The sequence below is a fragment of the Ectobacillus soli genome, assembly GCF_042610425.1.
GTDB lineage: Bacteria > Bacillota > Bacilli > Bacillales > Bacillaceae_G > Ectobacillus.
Genome location: NZ_JBGJZM010000005.1, coordinates 55788 through 74321 on the forward strand (window position 1 = coordinate 55788; position 18534 = coordinate 74321).

Sequence of the window (18534 nt, forward strand, 5' to 3'; positions counted from 1 at the left end):
AGTAAAAAATGTACTAGCTTTTTTGCGATTTCTATATACGAAATACTATAAAGTTAGTTTCACAATACTCCTAACTTTTCATCTGGTACATCTGTTATAAACATATACCCCGGGGCATGCGTAATTATTAAATCTGGTTTACTTCGCATCGCTACAGCTTGAGGTGTTACACCACAAGCCCAAAATACGGGAACTTCTCCATCCTTAATCGAAACGGGATCGCCAAAATCAGGATGAGTAATATCTGTAATACCAATTGCTTCTGGGTTTCCAATGTGAACAGGTGCCCCATGCACAGATGGAAAACGAGAGGTTACTTGAACCGAACGAACGACATCACTATTTGGTATTGGACGCATACTCGTTACCATATATCCTTCAAACTTTCCTGCTTTCACACATGGAATATTCGTTTCATACATCGGAACATTACAATTTTCTTCAATATGACGAACAGGAATACCATTATTCAGCAGTGCATGTTCAAATGTAAAACTACATCCTAGTAAAAAACCGACCATATCATCTTCCCAATACTCTGTAATATCTGTTACCTCTTCTGCAAATTCGCCGTTCTTATATATCCGGTATTTAGGAATATCCGTTCGTAAGTCGCCACTTGGCGCAACTAGCTGAGGAATCGGTGATCCTGGTTCCGTAACATCAAGTACTGGACAAGGCTTTGGGTTACGCTGACAAAATAGAAGGAAATCAAAAGCTAGTTCTTTCCTTAAAATAACTAAGTTTGCTTGTGTATATCCTCTTGCCATGCCAGAAGTTGGTTTGTTGATCTTATTATCACGAATCATTTCACGAATTTGAGAAGGTGACATCGTAGCAAAATTCTCCACGTTTTCCATTCCTCCCTTACTTAAATAATGTAGGAATATCATGCATTAATGTATATACACTCATCCAAGCTAAAACAGCCACCACGAGAACTCCTAAAATTGTCATCCATAATGGATGCTTATAATCGCCTACAATTTTCTTCTTATAGGCAGCTACTAGCAAAGTCCCTAATGCCAGCGGAAGGATCAGGCCATTTAAGGCACCAACAAGAAGTAATGTCTTAACAGGCTTTCCTATAATTACGAATAATAGGGTTGATACTAAAATAAAACCAATAATAATTTTTCTATGATTTGTTTCTAAACTACGATGAAAGGTTCGAACAAATGATACAGAAGTATAGGCAGCCCCCACTACAGATGTTAGAGCAGCAGCCCACATGACAATACCAAAAATTTTATATCCAACATTTCCTGCAGCCAGTTGGAATACAGAAGCAGGCGGATTCGCAGGATTAATATGTAGCCCCTTTGAAACAATACCAAGTACAGCTAAAAATAAGACAACGCGCATAACAGATGTAATGAGAACTCCTGTTACCGAGCTTCTTGTCACTTCTGGAAGTGCTTGTTTCCCTTTAATTCCTGCATCTAAGAGGCGATGGCCACCTGCAAACGTAATGTATCCTCCAACAGAACCGCCTACCAACGTAATAATAGCAAAAATATCAATTTTATCGGGCACAATCGTTTTTACGACAGCTTCGCCGACTGGCGGAGATGTAATAAATGCAATGTATATAGTCAATCCAATCATGATCAATCCAGCAATTTGCGTGAAGCGATCCATCGCTTTTCCTGCTTCTTTAACTAAAAATATTAAAATTGCTATTACAGCACTTATAATGGCACCTGTTTGTACAGAAAATCCAAACAATACATTGAGTCCTAATCCTGCCCCAGCAATATTTCCTATATTAAATGCAAGCCCGCCTAAAACGATCAAAAAAGCTAATACATAACCAAGACCAGGAAATACCAGATTGGCAATGTCTTGTCCTCTTTTTTCAGATACGGCAATAATTCTCCAAACATTGGCTTGTGCAACAATATCTAAAATAATTGAAACGAGAATAATAAATCCAAAGCTTGTTGTTAAGCTTTGTGTGAATACCGTTGTTTGAGTCATAAATCCAGGTCCAATAGCTGAGGTTGCCATCAAGAAAGCAGCGCCTAGTAGTAAAGACCAATTTACTTTTTTGGGGGATACAGAAGTTTGCTCTGTTTGTGTGGCTTGTTTTAATATCGCCATTGTTTCTTTCCTCCTTCATTCTATCTCGTATTATTTACCTATCGCCTGAACAGTTACTTCTGATGCTTCCAAAGTCTCTCGAATAAGACGAGCAAATAGTAGCGCTTTTGCACCATCGCCATGAATACAGACAGTATCTGCTTTAAGTGAAATATCAACGCCTTGCTGCGATTGTACTTTCCCTTGTTTAACCATTCTGATTACTTGATGAATGGCTTGCTCTTGATCATGAATTAATGCATCTGCCTGACTGCGAGATGTTAGCTTACCATCCTGTTGATAGGTTCTGTCAGAAAAAACTTCGTGTGCCGTTTTCAGACCAATTCTTTCTCCTGCATGAACTAATTCGCTTCCGGAAAGACCAAAAAGAATTAAGGTTGGATCTACGTTATAAATTGCTTCAGCAATTGCTTCAGACATTTTTTTATCTTTGGCTGCCATATTATAGAGAGCACCGTGTGGCTTTACATGCTGCATTTTTGCTCCCTCTGCTTTGACAAATCCAGAAAGAGCACCTACTTGATAAACAATAATATCGTATACTTCTTGTACGGTAAGATTCATATTACGTCGACCGAAGCCTTGTAAATCAGGGAATCCAGGGTGAGCACCAATTTCTACTCCCTTTTCAAGCGCCAACTTTACCGTCTTTCGCATTACCCCAGGATCTCCTGCATGAAATCCACATGCAATATTTGCTGATGTAACAAAATTTAGAATCTCTTCATCCATTCCCATTTTATATGCCCCAAAGCTTTCACCTAAATCACAATTCAAATCGATTCGATACATGGAAATCCTCCAATCTTCAACACTGAAATCCTATAATTTTCAATATATTCAGAAATTTAACGAACTACTTAATCCAATTCGATTAACCACCTTTCAATCGTTTATCTTTTGTTCCATTTTACGGAATTATTATTCTGAATTTTGGTTATATTTATTGTAGCATAAAATTTTCATTCATCTATCTTTATGTTAGATTTTCTTACAAATTTATTGTTATAGTTATACTTTGTATTCCTTGAAGAAGGGTGGAATTCACGCCTAATTTAGATAAAATTTCTACTACTAACATAGGATAGTTCTTCTACACAAAATCAGCGCTCTGTTGTATAGTTAAAAGTATCATTGTTTAATAATTTAGATATTTTCTGACAGATAGAACCTAATTTATTTGTCTCGTGTACTGTGAATTACTTAGAATCTAGCTATCATTCTTACTTCCACTAATTAAAAAGAAACGAGGGTCATTCCACTATGATTAAAGCAATCTTTTTCGACCTAGATGACACACTGCTATGGGATCAAAAGAGCGTAAAAGAAGCGTTTGCTGCTACTTGTCGCTATGCACAAAAGAAATATGCAGTTGATCCAGAAGTGTTAGAAGAGGCTGTGCGCAAAGAAGCGAGAGAACTTTACGCATCTTATGAAACGTATGAATTTACGAAAATGATAGGAATTAATCCTTTCGAAGGACTATGGGGAAACTTTTTAGACGACGAGGATAACTTCCGTAAAATGAAAGACATTATTCCAGCCTACCGCAAAGAAGCATGGACGCGGGGATTGCTAGCGCTTGGCATTGATGATCCGGCATTCGGCTATGAACTTGCGGAGCGTTTTCCAGAGGAACGACGCAAGAGTCCATTTGTCTATGAAGAATCATTTGAAACACTAGATGCGCTAAAGGGCAAGTACAAGTTGTTACTCTTAACCAACGGCTCTCCTGACTTACAAAATACGAAACTAGACATTACGCCGGAACTCGTACCGTACTTTGATGAAATCGTCATCTCTGGTGCATTCGGTAGAGGTAAACCAGATCCTTCTATCTTCGAGCATGCCTTATCTCTTATGTCGCTAAATAAGGATGAAGCAATTATGGTCGGCGATAATTTAATGACAGATATCCTCGGTTCTTCCCGTGTGGGAATGAAATCCGTTTGGGTGAATCGTCATAATAAAGAACGTAACGAAGTCGTACCAACCTATGAAATCAAGCATTTAAGTGAGCTTCACACGATTTTGGACTCTCTTAAATAAGGAAAAGCAGCTCAGGCCCTGAGCTGCTTTTTTCTAATCAAACGTTTGATTAGCTTTTTTTCTACTAGAAAGATGCGTATCTTGAAAATGTGTTGGATATTTCAAACCGTAACCTAGCACACGGTCTATCGCAATATGTGCTGTCCAGATGATGCCAATCATGATGACTGCATCGCTATGAATCCAATATCCCACAAGGAACATTGCTACAGACAAGATGTACGTATGAAAAATATTGTAGATCCACGCTCCGACCTTTTCCTTCCACACATATCCAATCATAGACAAATCCGGCACAAACAATAGTAGAAAAAAGGTAAGCCACCTAAATCCATACATCCCATATACATATAGACTCAAGATCAAAACAGCTACATTTTCGAACCGAAGTAGAAGTTTAGTACTATCCATACTTTGTCTTAGCCCTCCACTCTCTCCTTCAATGCTTGATTCATTTTTTCATAGCCTTGGAGCGTATCGGTGAACATTTTCTTTTGAAATGCTTGTATAATCGGAATGAGAATGCCGTCAAAATCTTCGTATTGAACAAATTTCACTTTTTCATCCGAGATTCGTTCGATTACAAGATGATGATTTCCATCAAAGATTTTCGGGATATTTTCTGCTCTACCAATCCAATTAATTTCTTTGTTTTGCTCTACTTTGAGAAGCGTTGGAGTAAATGGATCTAATGTTAAGCTACCGTTTTGCAATCTCATATGAAGGGTTTGGCCAGGTTGTAACTCACCGTTTGCACTTTGCATAAATGGATTCCATTCTTTATAGGCTGATAAATCACTTAAAACAGCCCATACTTTATCTTCTGATGCATTGATTTCAATTTCAGAAGATAAACGTTGATGTCCAAAGCTAAGTGCAAGCAAAAGTACCCCGAAAAACACGACAGTAGCAATCACAATTTTTACCCAACGCTTCATTTTCATTTGTTTTAATCTCCTTTTTCGTTAAGTTGGTATACTGATTCCCATTCCCTTTAACACCCATTCAATTCCTGTAATGCCGTTGCGATCAAGCGAACCAGCAGCTTGCAAGGTTAGACCATCTAGTATGGCCTGCACAATACTTGCTAGCACTTCAATTTGTGTATCCTCTAAGTTAAGCTCTAACCGTTTGATTACCTCGCAAACCTCAACTTGCATCTCTTTATAAATCTCCGTAAGTGCAGCCGCTAACTTTTCGTTCTGTCTTCCTTCTACCCATAAACTAACTAACAAGGTAAACCATTCTGGATTTTCCTTTCGAAATTCTACAACATGATTCATGGCAGCAAGTAGAATTTCATTTGGACTTTCAACCTTTTGAAGTCTGAGAGATGCATCGCGCATTCCCCTGTTAATCATCCACTCTCGTACCACATCCACAAGTAATTTTTCTTTACTCCCAAAATGATAACCAATTAATCCTTGTGCGACGCCTGCCTTTGCTGCAATTTCTTTCATGGATGCCTTCGAGTATCCTACCGTTCCAAATAGCGTATAGGCCGCCTGTAAAATAGCGTCTCTGCGATTGTCACTTACTTCAGATGATTTTCCGTTTTTCATATCTTTCACCTCAAAACTGTTTGAACAACCAATCAACTTATGTATTCATCATAATACTGTTTGAATGAACAGTCAATATTCCACTATCACTTATCTTCATTGATTTACATCCGTCACGTTATAAGCATGACAAAAAGGCTTCCTGTCCTCCGAAGCCTTTTTGTGTGATACCCTTTATAAAATCATTGCTATCTGCCCAATCCTTTTTTATAATAGTCTTCCATTACCTCTTTTGGAACCATACTGCCCCCTGTAGCCCACATAATGTGTGTGGCATTTTTCATTTTATCTGTTAGGTGATTTTTTTGTATATATTCCTTTCCTTCTTTTTGCTTCCATAAAGAAATTGGACCAAATACACTTGCTAATGCGGAAGGCTCGAGGTAAATATTTTCTGTATCAATCAATGCACGTAATAGTTTATACAGCCTATCATCACTTACGGTATAGCATCCGCTTAACAGAGGCTCTATAGTTTGCCCCACAAATCCGGATGACCTTCCAACCGCAAGGCCATCTGCTACTGTCCTGTTGTCGATGCCAAAGTCTTGAACAGACACTTTATCATACAATCCTGTTACTAAACCTAGTAACATACACGGTGAATGAGTAGGTTCTGCAAAGAAACAATGCACATGATCTTGATATGCTAGTTTTAAACCAAAAGTAACTCCCCCTGGTGCGCCACCTACTCCGCATGGAAGATAAACAAACAAGGGGTGATTTTCATCTACTGTAATTTTCATATCCTCTAATTGTTTTGTTAGACGAGAGGCTGCCACTGCATAGCCTAAAAATAAATCTCGAGAATTTTCATCATCTATGAAATAACAATTAGGCTCGCTATTCGCTTGCTTTCGTCCTTCATCTACAGCTTTACTATAATCCTCCTTATATTCAATAACCGTTACACCTTTACTTCGAAGAAGGTCCTTTTTCCACTCCTTTGCATCGGCGGACATATGGACCGTTACGTTAAAGCCTATTTTCGCACTCATAATTCCAATGCTAAGTCCTAAGTTACCTGTCGAGCCTACTGCAATAGAATAGTTTGAGAAGAAGGTTCTAAATTTCTCGCTATCCATCATGGAATAATCATCATGCAGACTTAACAATTGGTGTTGAAGAACTAAGTCCTCTGCATGTTTAAGCACTTCATAAATGCCGCCTCTTGCTTTAATGGAACCTGAAATAGGAAGATGACTGTCACATTTTAATAAAAATTGACCTGGTAATTCTAGTTCATGTATTAGTTCTAAATGTTGGTGCATAGAGGGGATTTTAACGATAGGAGATTCAATAATTCCATTTAAATTTCTTGTTTCAGGAAAGACTTTCGCGATATACGGAGCAAATCGCTTTAACCTTTCTTCTGCATCTTTTACATCTGCACCCCCGAGCTTAGTTTTCTTAATTCCCTCTTGAAATGATTCATATGCAGGATTTGGCCAAAATACTTTCGTTGTTGAAATAAGTTCGTTTAATAACGGATATTCATGTATCCAATCCTGTATGGCTTTTCCCTCAATCTGAGTGGTTCTCATCTTTGTCCCCCTCTATTCAAAATAACGGTTATATGATTATTATTTTATTAAACCTAACTGGAACACTTCATAACATGTATTTACCTTTGAGAGACTTTATTTACAGTCCAAAAATTAGCTATATCTCGTCTAATAGTAACACTTTCGGTTACATCGGATGAACAACTAACTACATTTTCCATTGTTGTTCCAATTACAAAAATAATATAACGGTAGTCCCCACATACATAGATTCGGTGAAATATGTTTTATTAATCATTATGTTTTATAATGAAAGAAGATCTAATCTAGAAAGGCTGGTGTCCTATGACACATTCTGAACCCATTAAACTTACATCTCTATCATCAAAAGGGGGCTGCGGCTGCAAAATTGGTCCGTCTGATTTAGCAGAAGTCATGCGTACCCTTCCAAAGTCCATAGCAAATCCAAATTTACTTGTAGGACTTGATACAAGCGATGATGCTGGTGTGTATCAAATCAATGATGACCTTGCACTCGTACAAACGGTTGATTTCTTTACACCGATTGTGAACGACCCGTATTCATTTGGACAGGTTGCAGCTGCGAATGCCATTAGTGATATTTATGCGATGGGCGGAACACCGCTCACTGCCCTTAACATTGTTGCGTTTCCAATTGATACCGTAGACAAACAAATTCTTGCTGATATCCTACGCGGTGCAGCGGATAAATTGAAAGAAGCAGGCGCAACCCTTGTTGGAGGTCACTCCATTGACGATAAAGAACCGAAATTTGGGATGGCTGTTACCGGCCTCATTGATCCCAAAAAGGTACGGACAAATGCAGGTGCAAAACCCGGTGACAAGCTTATTCTCACAAAGCCGATTGGCGTTGGTATTATGACTACTTCGATTAAGCACGAAGCCTTAACAAACGAAGAAATTGACCGTGTTACGAAGGTTATGACAACCTTAAACAAAACGGCTGCAGAAACAATGAAGCCGTACAATGTTCATGCCTGCACCGATGTAACGGGTTTTGGTCTTCTTGGACATGCAACAGAAATGGCCAAAGGAAGCGGCGTTGGTATTCATATTGTGAAGGATCAAGTACCTGTATTACCGCGAGTCAGAGAATTAGCTGAGCAAAAGCATATACCAGGTGGTACGAAAAATAATTTTGCTCACGTGAAGGACTCGATTACTTTCCCACAAAACCTCGATCAAATCGATCAATGGATTCTTTGTGACGCAGTGACTTCAGGAGGCTTGCTCATATCTGTAGCAGGCGATGAAGCAGACACATTATTAGCTGACCTTATTAACCGAGGTGTAGAAGCAAGCTTAATTGGAGAAGTTGTTGCCGAGCACCCTGGACAAATTATTGTGAAGTAGGACAAGAGAGGGAATGATTGCGTTGTTCCATGACATGGAAATCGAAGAAGTACTTGAATTACGAAATAAGAAGGATCTTGTTTTCATTGATGTAAGATCCCCTTCTGAATTTAAAAATGCGACGATTCCCGGTAGCATCAATATACCGCTTTTTGATGATGCAGAACGGGCAGAGGTTGGTACTATTTATACGCAAGAAAGCGTTCAGCTGGCGAAGCAGCGAGGTCTTGAGATTGCTTCCGCCAAACTACCTGCATTCGTGCAGTCCTTTCACGAAATCGAAGCAGAGAAAGTAGTCTTTTGCTGGCGCGGCGGTATGCGTAGTAAAACATCCTCGACGGTTTTAGATCTTATGGGCATTCACACATACCGGATTAAAGGCGGGTTTCGTGCGTATCGTAGATATGTTGTAGACGCGTTAGAGCATTTTCATTTAGAACCTCCTGCTTATGTAGTGAACGGGTTCACTGGATCTGGAAAAACCATTATTCTGCGAAAACTGTTAAGCGAGGGCTATCCTGTTCTCGATTTTGAAGGAATGGCAAATCATAGAGGTAGCATCTTTGGACAAATTGGCCTTACACCGCACAACCAGAAGTCATTTGATTCTCTTCTTTTCGAAACCTTGCTTCCCCTTCAGCAAGCACCATATGTATTGATGGAAGCAGAGAGTCAGCGCGTCGGAAAAGTCGTACTTCCCCATTTTATCATGGAGAAGAAAGAACAAGGAAAAGAGTTATTTATTGAATTACCGACGAAAGAGAGAGTTCGCAACATTCTAGAAGACTATCGTCCTTGGGAATACCAACAGCAATGCATAGACGTATTCCAAAAAATCAAAAGTCGTATTCATACCCCGATTGCAGCACAAATTCAGGCAGACTTACTAGCCGGCGATTTTGCTTCCGCTGTGGAGTTATTACTTGAAAACTACTATGATCCTCGGTATGAATATACGATTAAACAATATCCAGAAAATCGCAGAATTCATATTCAAGCGCAAAATACAGAAGAAGCTTTCTTGAAAGTTCGAGAAATCTTGCAAAAGCAGCATGTATAAAATTGAGGCCACTGAAATACGTTACGTTTTTCAGTGGCCTCTTTGATTTTTCCTCCTTTTCATTTCGGATCATATCCTATCAATTTCGGATTGTATTTCCTTTGTTTTGGATCATATCCGTCGTTCTTCCGATCATATCTTCGTCCGGTTCCCCTTGTTCTAGCCGAATCCCCATGCCTTGGATCATATCCTATCAATTTCGGATCGTATTTCCTTTGTTTCGGATCATATCCGTTGTTCTTCCGATCATATCTTCGTCCGGTTCCCCTTGTTCCAGCTGAATCTCCATACCTTGGATCATATCCTATCAATTTCGGATCGTATTTCCTTTGTTTCGGATCATATCCGTCGTTCTTCCGATCATATCTTCATCCGGTTCCCCTTGTTCCAGACGAATCTCCTCACTATTTATGAATCCCGGGGGTTATGCATATATTTACAGCAACAAGCCTACATACAAACCGAACAAGCCAAATCCCAAAAGTATTAAACCAGAAATCCAATTAATCCAGATCAACGATTTTAGGTTCATTTTATTTTTAAATAATCCTACCCCTGTGCTTAACAGAAGCCACCATAACGCGGACCCGACAAATACACCCGCTACTAACATAAATGCTGAAAACGAAGAATGTTCCATTGTAGACATTCCAAGCCCTGCAAACACACTTATGAAGAAAAGAATCGTCATTGGGTTCGTTACCGTTAAAAACAACGTCGTGGTGTATGCTTGCAACAAGCCATCTCCCTTCGCTTGTGCCGCATGTTCAGCAGGTCTGCTTCTAAGAGTGCTCACACCTAAATAACATAGAAAACATCCACCAATCAATTGAAACCATAGTTTTTGATCGATGAGGAAGGTAGTGATAAAGGATAAACCAAATCCTGCAATGCTTCCATACATCGCATCCGCCGTTGCAGCCCCAAGTCCCGAGACAAATCCGTAAAGTTTCCCTTGCGCAAGTGACCTACGAATACAAAGAACCCCGATTGGTCCAACCGGTGCGGCGATTACAAACCCCAGCAATAGCCCTTTAAATAACAAGTTTACATCCATTTGTACACCTCTTATTATTCAGATTCTTTTACATAAAGCGGAACCTGATGGGTCTCCTTGTATGTATCCATCACAATAGTTGTTCTCGTTTTAATAACACCTTTTTTGAACCCGATCCGCTATCGTCGGAGCAGATAAGCCAAGTTCAGTTGCTAAATCGGCCATGTAACTCTTGCAAGTTTCATTAAAATTTCAATAATTTTCAAATCAACTGAATCCAAACTATATCACCTTCGATATAAAGATATTTTTATTAAAAATACTATAAATAAAATGTAATATAAACATTTATCTTATACATAAAGGAATAGAATATGAATTAGTCTGGTATATAAATTTACAATTATTTGAAAGTAGTTAGAAACGTACTTTTTCAGCTGGTTAGGTGTAACTTACTATTTAACAAAACTAGAGGCCACTGAAACAAAGTTTCAGTGGCCTCCCCATTCCAACAACTTCTTCTTATTTCTTTTCTAATTCCTTTTTTGCAAACCATTCTGTCGGAGCTACGTGTAAGTTAACGTTCACTTGCTTCGTTTCTAAGTATTCGTCGTATCCATACGTTCCTAGTTCTCTACCAATTCCACTTTGCTTATAGCCACCCCACGGTGCTTCATTATACGTATAATGATACGTATTAATCCATGTGATTCCAGCACGTAATCGTTTAATCACACGGTGTGCTTTCGCTACATCCGAAGTGAACACAGCCCCAGCCAAACCATATTTCGTACCGTTGGCAAGTGCAATGGCTTCTTCTTCGGTTTCAAATGTTTGAATCACTAGCACAGGACCAAAGATTTCTTCTTGTACAATCCGCATGTCTCGTGTGGTATCCGTGAAAATAGTGGGCTCGACGAAATAACCGGCTCCTTCCATTCGTTTACCCCCGCATAAGACAGTTGCTCCTTCTTCCTTACCTAGTTCAATATAACCAAGAACTCGGTTCAGCTGTTCCTTAGAAATAAGCGGACCCATTTCACTCGCAGGATCCGTCCCTGGTCCAACAACAATCGCTTTTGCACGGTCCACAAGCTCAGTTACAAACGAATCGTATATTTTCTTATCAAGCAACAATCTAGAGCCTGCTGAACAAACTTGGCCTTGATTAGCAAAAATAGCATAGAGAGCATGATCCACCGCAACGTCAAAATCAGCATCATGAAACACAATATTAGGTGATTTCCCGCCTAGCTCAAGTCCTACTTTCTTCACAGTATCTGCCGCTGCCTTCATAATCGCAATTCCTGTTGATGTTCCGCCTGTAAAGGCAACCATATCTACAAGCGGATTTCTAGATAATTCTGCTCCAACTGTCTCACCGGCTCCTAACACCATATTAATGACACCTGGCGGAAAATCCAGCTGATCGATTAAGGAAAAGAGCCGAATCAGTGATAGCGGAGTTTGTTCTGCCGGTTTAATGACAATCGTGCATCCTGCAGCTATAGCCGGTGCAAGCTTTTGCGTAGCCATTACGAGCGGATAATTCCACGGAATAATTTGTGCAACAACACCGACTGGCTCGCGTACTACCATTGCTTGCATATCCTCTGGTACATCATAGGTTTGTCCATGAGGGGCAGCTGCTAAACCTGCGAAATAACGCAACTGATTCACAGCATCGCTCACATCATAATCCGCTTCTCGCATCGTTTTCCCGCCATTTAATGTCTCAATCTTCGCAAACTCTTCCCTGTCTGCTTCTAGAAGATTCGCTAACTGGTGAAGCAAATGGGCACGATCTCTAGCATGACTCGAACCCCATTCAGCTTGGTTATCAAAGGCACGTCTTGCACAGGCAACGGCCCACTTGGCATCATAAATCGTACCTTCCGTCACATAACTAATCACTTCTTCTGTAGCTGGGTTCACAACAGGTCTTGTATCCCCTTTAGAGCCAAACACCCATTCTCCGTTAATGTACATTTTCCCTACTTGTTGTTTTTGCATACATATCCCCCGTTTCTCAACCTAGCTCCTCTATTTTGCTACCTCATTCAAAATGGGTAGAACCTGCTCATTCTGATCGAAAATTAAATTTTTCAAATTCACTTTGAAAACCTTTGTTATAAATAATACGTATACAGTGCCAATGGCCGCCCAGCTTAATCCTAGAATAAAGGACGTTGGTTCAATATTAAGCCAAAGCACAAACACAAAGGAGAAGCCAATCAACGGAAGCACAATGTTATTAAATATATCTTTCATCGTTTTTACCTGTTTGTTCTTAACTGCATAATGAGCAATAACAGACAGGTTCACAAAGGAAAAGGCGATTAACGAACCGAAATTAATAAAAGCTGTTGCAGTTTCAAGATTAAAGAAAATCGCAGAACTGGAAATCACCCCTACCATTCCAATGTTAAAAACAGGTGTTCTCCACTTTGGATGAACATAACCGAATGTTTTCTTTGGCAGTACACCGTCTCTTCCCATTACATAAAGTAAACGAGATACACTTGCCTGAGAGGCAAGGCCAGATGCAATGACACCAACGAAAGAACTCGATAAAAAGATCAACTGAAATATTTTCCCACCTACATATAAAGCGATTTCCGGCGCTGTAGCATCTGGGTTTTGAAACACACTCACATTTGGATAAATCGCCTGAGCAAAATAAGAACTAACGATAAAAATTACCCCTCCGATAATAGCTGTTAGAAAGATGGCTAACGGAATCGTTCGCTTCGGATTGTCAGTTTCTTCGGAATACGTTGTGATTGCATCAAATCCTAAAAAAGAAAAGCATAAAACAGTAGCCCCGGTAACTAGAGATGATAGATTCATATCTCCTGAGAAAAATGGTGCAGGTGTGAATACTTGTCCATATCCCATCCCTTTTTTAAGCTCCATAATCGCAAGAACAATAAAGGTTCCAATAATTAGGACTTGATACAAGACAAAGAGTTTACTTAGGTTTGCAGTTGTGTTAAGACTAGTCATATTTACAATTGAAAAGAATAAAACAAATGCGATAACCCATATCCAGGAAGGAATATTTGGGAAAATTGCTTCTAAATATATTTTACCTAGCAAGACATTTACCATCGGTAACAAGAGATAATCAAGAAGCGATAGCCAACCAACAAAGAAACCGATTCGGGGACCCATTGTCCGCTGCGCATAGGTGTATGCTGATCCAGATGTTGGGTAAACACGAACCATTTTCCCATAACTAAACGCTGTAAATAACATAGCGACAAGTGCGATTATATACGCAGTCGGGACGTGACCATTCGTATCTCCGGATACAATTCCAAACGTATCAAATACTACCGCAGGTGTTAAGTAACCTAACCCAAGAACCACCACTGCCCACAATCCGAGAGACCGTTTTAATGTCACGCCATTTTCCATATATCATTCCTCCTCATGTACCAATCAAATTTTTCTAGGCCAAGCCTTTATCTCAAATAATCAGCAATTATTTTCTAAAAATTCAGTTAATTATTGATACACGACCATCATAACTGCGTTTGCAATTCCTTATATTCCTTGGCAAGTGATGCAAAACTACGATTCAACGTTTCTAGCAATCTATCAATTTGTTCATAAGAGATGACAGCTGGCGGTTCAATTCGGATAACTGTTGCATTATTTATCGTTCCGCTCACAAGAATTTTCTCGTCAAACAATCGTTTCGCTATATCGTATCCAAGTTTATTGGATGTAAATTCCATTCCAATTAATAACCCTAGTCCGCGAACTTCCTTTAAAATCTCTGGATATTTCGTTTGCATTTCCATTAAATGACCGACTATATATGCGCCCTTCTCGCTCGCTTGCCCCGGAATATCATCTTCGAGAATCGTTTTAATTCCAGCAATAGCCGCTGAACAGCAAAGTGGATTCCCCCCAAATGTAGAAGAACCAAGAAGGAATGGATTCTCCTCCATTTTAGCCCACAGCTTTTTCTTAGCTACCATAGCTGCTATAGGCATTACGCCTCCGCCAAGCGCCTTGCCAAGGGTCATAATATCCGGTACAACATCGTAATGCTCGATTCCAAATAGCTTACCCGTACGACCCATACCTGTTTGTACCTCATCTACAATTAACAAACATTCATAACGATCACATATTTCTCGTAACCGTGGAAAATAATCAGCAGGCGGAACATTTACTCCCCCTTCACCTTGAACAGGTTCCACAATAATACCCGCTACCGTTTCTCCGACTTGAATTAAATTACGGATTGCTTGCTCAGTGCTATCAGCATCCCCATATGCAACATGGGTAAATCCCTGCAACAGTGGCATATACGGTTCCCGGAACAGTGCCTTCCCTGAAGCAGAAAGTGAACCAAGCGTTTTTCCGTGGAATCCATTAATAGTAGAAATAAAGTGTTTTTTCCCCGTTGATAGGCGGGCCAACTTTAATGCCATTTCATTCGCTTCTGTTCCGCAGTTAACTAAGTAAGACATCTGTAAATCCCCAGGTGTGATGTCTGCAAGTAACTTTGATAAATACCCTCTAAGCGGATCGACCAGTTCTTGACTATGAAGAGCATAACGTCCTAGTTGTGCCTGAACTGCTTCCACTACTTGTGGATGTCGATGTCCTAGCAAGAACACTCCGTACCCACCTAAGCAATCTAAATACTCATCACCTTTCGTATCACGAAACACAGCACCTTGTCCTTCCCATTCCACAACCGAGGAATCACTAGAAACGGATTTGCGGTGCTTCAATATCGCCTCATTCACAAATGTATTAAAATTGTATACAGAATCCTGAATAATCTGTTGCTGCTCTTGCTCATTTAACGTTGTTTTTTCAATAAGTGTAAGTATTTCTCCCGCCGACTTTAACACGTCTTCTTTTGACTTCTGCATAGTATCACCTTTCATAATTAAAGACTCTTTTCCTATTCACAAAAATATAAACTACGTTCTCCACCTATTCCTCGCATGAATAAATCTATCAGACCTCCTTATTCTTCATGTAGTTAGGTGTCTATTTTTTGTGAATATCGCCTCCCTTAAATGCGCTGTATGTATATAAACAGATTATGTTTACGATTTATATACTCTTCCTATTATGTAAAGATAGATGGTATATGAGATAATTTATCTACGGAACCACTAATTAGTAATTAATGAGAATTATACTATTTGGTTTTTCCCATTGTCAGAATATTTGTTACATTTTCTTACATTGTATTTTACTTACTTAAGTTTCTTTACATTTATAACAAGTACTTGTCAGCTTTGCCGCGAACAGATAAAAAATAGCGAAGGAGACCAAGGCATGCTATCTACACAACAAATTGATGCGATTCACGATATGCAAATGGTGTGTGAACAAGAGGAATGGATTCGCTTAAAACTAAACTGGGATATGCTTACCTCCCCTGCTGAAAATACAACTACCTTCCTTCATTTTGAACAAGAAGAACTAGTCGGATTTATCGGTCTATACATCTTTGGGAATAACGTAGAATTGTGCGGAATGGTAAAGCCAAATTATCGAAAAAGAGGAATTTTTACCTCCATGTTCCAAAAGGCGCAGGCATTCATCGAAGAACGGAACTTTAGCCAGGTTCTGTTGAATGCACCATCCTCCTCTATGTCTGCCAAGGCATTTTTACATCATGTAGGTTGTGATTATATATTTTCTGAGCTTCAAATGAAATGGGTTGAGACAGAGCTAGGTGAAGTGGAGGGCATTACGCTAAGACAAGCACTTCCGAATGATTTTGACATAGAAGCGTTACTAGATGTGCACTGCTTTGGATTTTCAGAAGAAGAAGCCATTGATTATAATCAACGAATCAAACAGGAAAGTACACAGATATTTTATATAATTGAAAAGAACAAACAACCAGTAGGAAAAATACGTATCAATCATCACAATAATGAGGCTTGGATTTACGGGTTCGCTGTTTTTCCAGAATATCAAGGAAGAGGAATCGGTAGAAACGCTTTAAAAGCAATCATACAAGCTTGGCGTACCCATAGTCTTTTTCTAGAGGTAGAGATGACAAACGAAGGCGCAATAGAATTGTATACATCTTGCGGATTTCGCATTATTCAATCTCAGGATTACTATCGTTATTACTAAAAAAGGTCAGACGCTTTGTCTGACCTCCTTAAATATCCATAAACCCTTTTCCAAATACATCCCGAACATCATGGACAATCACAAAGGCTTGCGGATCAATTCTTCTAATAATTTTCTTTAATCGAAGTAACTCTTGTTTATTAATGACAGCATAAAGAATTTCCTTTGATTCCTTTGTATAATTTCCGCGACCATTTAATATCGTTACCCCTCTCTCTAGTGTCGTATTAATTTCAGTAGCAATTTCATCTTTACTCTCAGAAATAATCGTCACTGCTTTCTTCGTGTTAATCCCTTCAATAACATAGTCCATCACTTTCGTTCCAATATACAGCATCGCAACCGTAAACATTAACTTCTCTGCGCCAATTACGAAATACGTGAAGACGACAACGATTAAATCGAAGAATAATAATGCATAGCTAACATTCCAGTCCAAATATTTATTTGCAATTCTAGCTAATATAACAGAGCCGGCTGTTGTGCCACCCACACGTAACACAAGTCCAATCCCAAACCCCATTATGACACCCGCAAAGACAACACCAATTAATTGCTCATGTAATGGAACCGCCCATCCTGCTGTAACATGTAAAAAGAATGAATTGGCAACTACCGCTACGATCGTATAATAGGTCGTTTTTGCATCTAGAAATTTATATCCAATTACTAGTAAAATAGCATTTAATACAAGAGTACTAATACTTGGCGATATATGAAACAAGTAATAGAAAATAATGGAAAGTCCAGTGACCCCGCCTTCCCCAAGATTAATTGGAATGACAAACATATTAATTCCTAATGCAAAACAAAATGATCCTACTAAAATAAAAAATAAATCCTTCCACACACGTTTATCCAAGCGAATACCTCCTTAAAAAATGCAATAAAAAAAGAGCTCTCTTTCAAGACGAGACACCTCTTATACATCATCATTATTCAAATTATCAATAAACCATTCTAGCTAACAGAATGAATATAGTATGTCAAAGTATGCTTGTCAACACATATGGAAATAAAAAATAATTGCTTTTTGCTACGAATTTGTACTATAATAGCCTAGCGATGAGCTGAGTTGTGTAAGTCGCTGAACATGCCTCTTTTGGCACACACGAATGTGGCGTGTGGTTCAAGCGCCTCAATACGCGAAAGACGTTTGCTTGTAAAAGCAAACGTCTTCTTTATTTACAGCTCAGATAATTTTTTAAGATGCTTTTCCGTAATATCCTCTACTTTTTTTACACGTCTCGCATATTTTTCGACTTCTCCCATAAAATCTGTATTCATCCATACATTCACGATTTCAAGAGCTATCGCCGAACCAATGATTTTTCCGCCGATGCATAGCACATTGCTATTTGTATGCTCCCTTGCTAATTTTGCGCAGAACGGGTCTTGGCAAACAGCTGCTGTAACACCATAAATCCGGTTTGCAATAAGGGCACTTCCATACCCAACGCCATCAATAAAAATACCTCGTTCTACCTCTTGTTTTGCAACAGCTAAGGATGCGGGATAAATATAGTCTGATAAATCACATGCCTCTTTACTATTTGTACCAAAGTCTACAACTTCATGACCTTGTTTTACTAATAATTCCTTTACTTCCTCTTTCAAATCTCTACCTGCATGATCACTTGCCATCGCAATTTTCATAGAAGTACCTCCAATATGTAGTGATGTATCCTTCATCTATTTTTACATACTGGAGTCATTCTTATTAATTATTCGTATGAA

The 18534-nt window shown here is 39.1% G+C and carries 17 protein-coding genes; 4 read left to right on the top strand and 13 right to left on the bottom strand.

The genetic code is table 11. The features are described from left to right. Positions 1 to 59: 59 nt before the first annotated feature. Genes ACAN53_RS16760 through pxpA form a run of 3 tightly spaced genes read right to left on the bottom strand, consistent with a single transcriptional unit; the run spans position 60 to position 2895 of the window. Positions 60 to 851, bottom strand: coding sequence for a putative hydro-lyase (locus tag ACAN53_RS16760; RefSeq protein WP_379971302.1), 792 nt, complete (start codon positions 849 to 851; stop codon positions 60 to 62). A gap of 16 nt (positions 852 to 867) precedes the next feature. Continuing rightward, positions 868 to 2103 (bottom strand): NRAMP family divalent metal transporter, encoded by a 1236-nt coding sequence (locus tag ACAN53_RS16765; protein ID WP_379971303.1) that lies wholly within the window; start codon positions 2101 to 2103, stop codon positions 868 to 870. Positions 2104 to 2133: 30 nt separating this feature from the next. Further along, positions 2134 to 2895 carry a 5-oxoprolinase subunit PxpA gene (gene pxpA, locus ACAN53_RS16770; RefSeq protein ID WP_379971304.1) on the bottom strand — a complete coding sequence of 254 codons (762 nt, stop codon included), beginning with the start codon at positions 2893 to 2895 and terminating at the stop codon, positions 2134 to 2136. Between the two features lie 471 nt (positions 2896 to 3366). On the opposite strand from pxpA, the gene ACAN53_RS16775 reads away from it, so the two are divergent. Beyond that, the gene (locus ACAN53_RS16775; protein ID WP_379971305.1) at positions 3367 to 4152 is read left to right on the top strand and encodes an HAD family hydrolase; all 786 of its coding nucleotides are present in this window, start codon (positions 3367 to 3369) and stop codon (positions 4150 to 4152) included. Positions 4153 to 4185: 33 nt separating this feature from the next. Here ACAN53_RS16775 and ACAN53_RS16780 read toward each other — a convergent pair whose 3' ends face one another. The 4 genes from ACAN53_RS16780 to ACAN53_RS16795 all read right to left on the bottom strand — a co-directional run bounded on the left by ACAN53_RS16780 (position 4186) and on the right by ACAN53_RS16795 (position 7258). After that, positions 4186 to 4563, bottom strand: coding sequence for a DUF4260 domain-containing protein (locus tag ACAN53_RS16780; RefSeq protein WP_379971306.1), 378 nt, complete (start codon positions 4561 to 4563; stop codon positions 4186 to 4188). 8 nt (positions 4564 to 4571) lie between these two features. Next, complete coding sequence (locus ACAN53_RS16785) at positions 4572 to 5096, bottom strand: SRPBCC family protein (RefSeq protein ID WP_379971307.1); 525 nt, start codon at positions 5094 to 5096, stop codon at positions 4572 to 4574. A 21-nt stretch (positions 5097 to 5117) separates the two neighbouring features. Continuing rightward, positions 5118 to 5714, bottom strand: a complete 597-nt coding sequence (locus ACAN53_RS16790; RefSeq protein WP_379971308.1) for a TetR/AcrR family transcriptional regulator — start codon at positions 5712 to 5714, stop codon at positions 5118 to 5120. 188 nt (positions 5715 to 5902) lie between these two features. Next, complete coding sequence (locus tag ACAN53_RS16795) at positions 5903 to 7258, bottom strand: D-serine ammonia-lyase (RefSeq protein WP_379971309.1); 1356 nt, start codon at positions 7256 to 7258, stop codon at positions 5903 to 5905. Positions 7259 to 7564: 306 nt separating this feature from the next. On the opposite strand from ACAN53_RS16795, the gene selD reads away from it, so the two are divergent. Further along, the gene (selD, locus tag ACAN53_RS16800) at positions 7565 to 8614 is read left to right on the top strand and encodes a selenide, water dikinase SelD (protein WP_379971310.1); all 1050 of its coding nucleotides are present in this window, start codon (positions 7565 to 7567) and stop codon (positions 8612 to 8614) included. 22 nt (positions 8615 to 8636) lie between these two features. Beyond that, complete coding sequence (mnmH, locus tag ACAN53_RS16805) at positions 8637 to 9674, top strand: tRNA 2-selenouridine(34) synthase MnmH (RefSeq protein WP_379971355.1); 1038 nt, start codon at positions 8637 to 8639, stop codon at positions 9672 to 9674. A 436-nt stretch (positions 9675 to 10110) separates the two neighbouring features. Here mnmH and ACAN53_RS16810 read toward each other — a convergent pair whose 3' ends face one another. The 4 genes from ACAN53_RS16810 to ACAN53_RS16825 all read right to left on the bottom strand — a co-directional run bounded on the left by ACAN53_RS16810 (position 10111) and on the right by ACAN53_RS16825 (position 15584). Further along, a complete protein-coding gene (locus tag ACAN53_RS16810; RefSeq protein WP_379971311.1) occupies positions 10111 to 10731 on the bottom strand; it encodes a LysE family translocator in 621 nt (206 codons plus the stop codon). Positions 10732 to 11193: 462 nt separating this feature from the next. Continuing rightward, positions 11194 to 12684, bottom strand: coding sequence for an aldehyde dehydrogenase family protein (locus ACAN53_RS16815; RefSeq protein ID WP_379971312.1), 1491 nt, complete (start codon positions 12682 to 12684; stop codon positions 11194 to 11196). Between the two features lie 30 nt (positions 12685 to 12714). Beyond that, positions 12715 to 14091, bottom strand: a complete 1377-nt coding sequence (locus tag ACAN53_RS16820; RefSeq protein WP_379971313.1) for an APC family permease — start codon at positions 14089 to 14091, stop codon at positions 12715 to 12717. Between the two features lie 107 nt (positions 14092 to 14198). After that, entirely contained in the window at positions 14199 to 15584 is a 1386-nt protein-coding gene (locus tag ACAN53_RS16825) for a putrescine aminotransferase (RefSeq protein WP_379971314.1), read from the bottom strand. 400 nt (positions 15585 to 15984) lie between these two features. On the opposite strand from ACAN53_RS16825, the gene ACAN53_RS16830 reads away from it, so the two are divergent. Next, positions 15985 to 16797, top strand: a complete 813-nt coding sequence (locus ACAN53_RS16830) for a GNAT family N-acetyltransferase (protein WP_379971315.1) — start codon at positions 15985 to 15987, stop codon at positions 16795 to 16797. Positions 16798 to 16825: 28 nt separating this feature from the next. Here the strand turns inward: ACAN53_RS16830 and ACAN53_RS16835 are convergent, their stop codons facing one another. Together ACAN53_RS16835 and ACAN53_RS16840 are read right to left on the bottom strand one after the other, a co-directional pair. Then, positions 16826 to 17659, bottom strand: coding sequence for a YitT family protein (locus tag ACAN53_RS16835; RefSeq protein WP_379971316.1), 834 nt, complete (start codon positions 17657 to 17659; stop codon positions 16826 to 16828). 323 nt (positions 17660 to 17982) lie between these two features. After that, positions 17983 to 18453, bottom strand: coding sequence for an RpiB/LacA/LacB family sugar-phosphate isomerase (locus ACAN53_RS16840; RefSeq protein ID WP_379971317.1), 471 nt, complete (start codon positions 18451 to 18453; stop codon positions 17983 to 17985). Positions 18454 to 18534 lie beyond the last annotated feature (81 nt).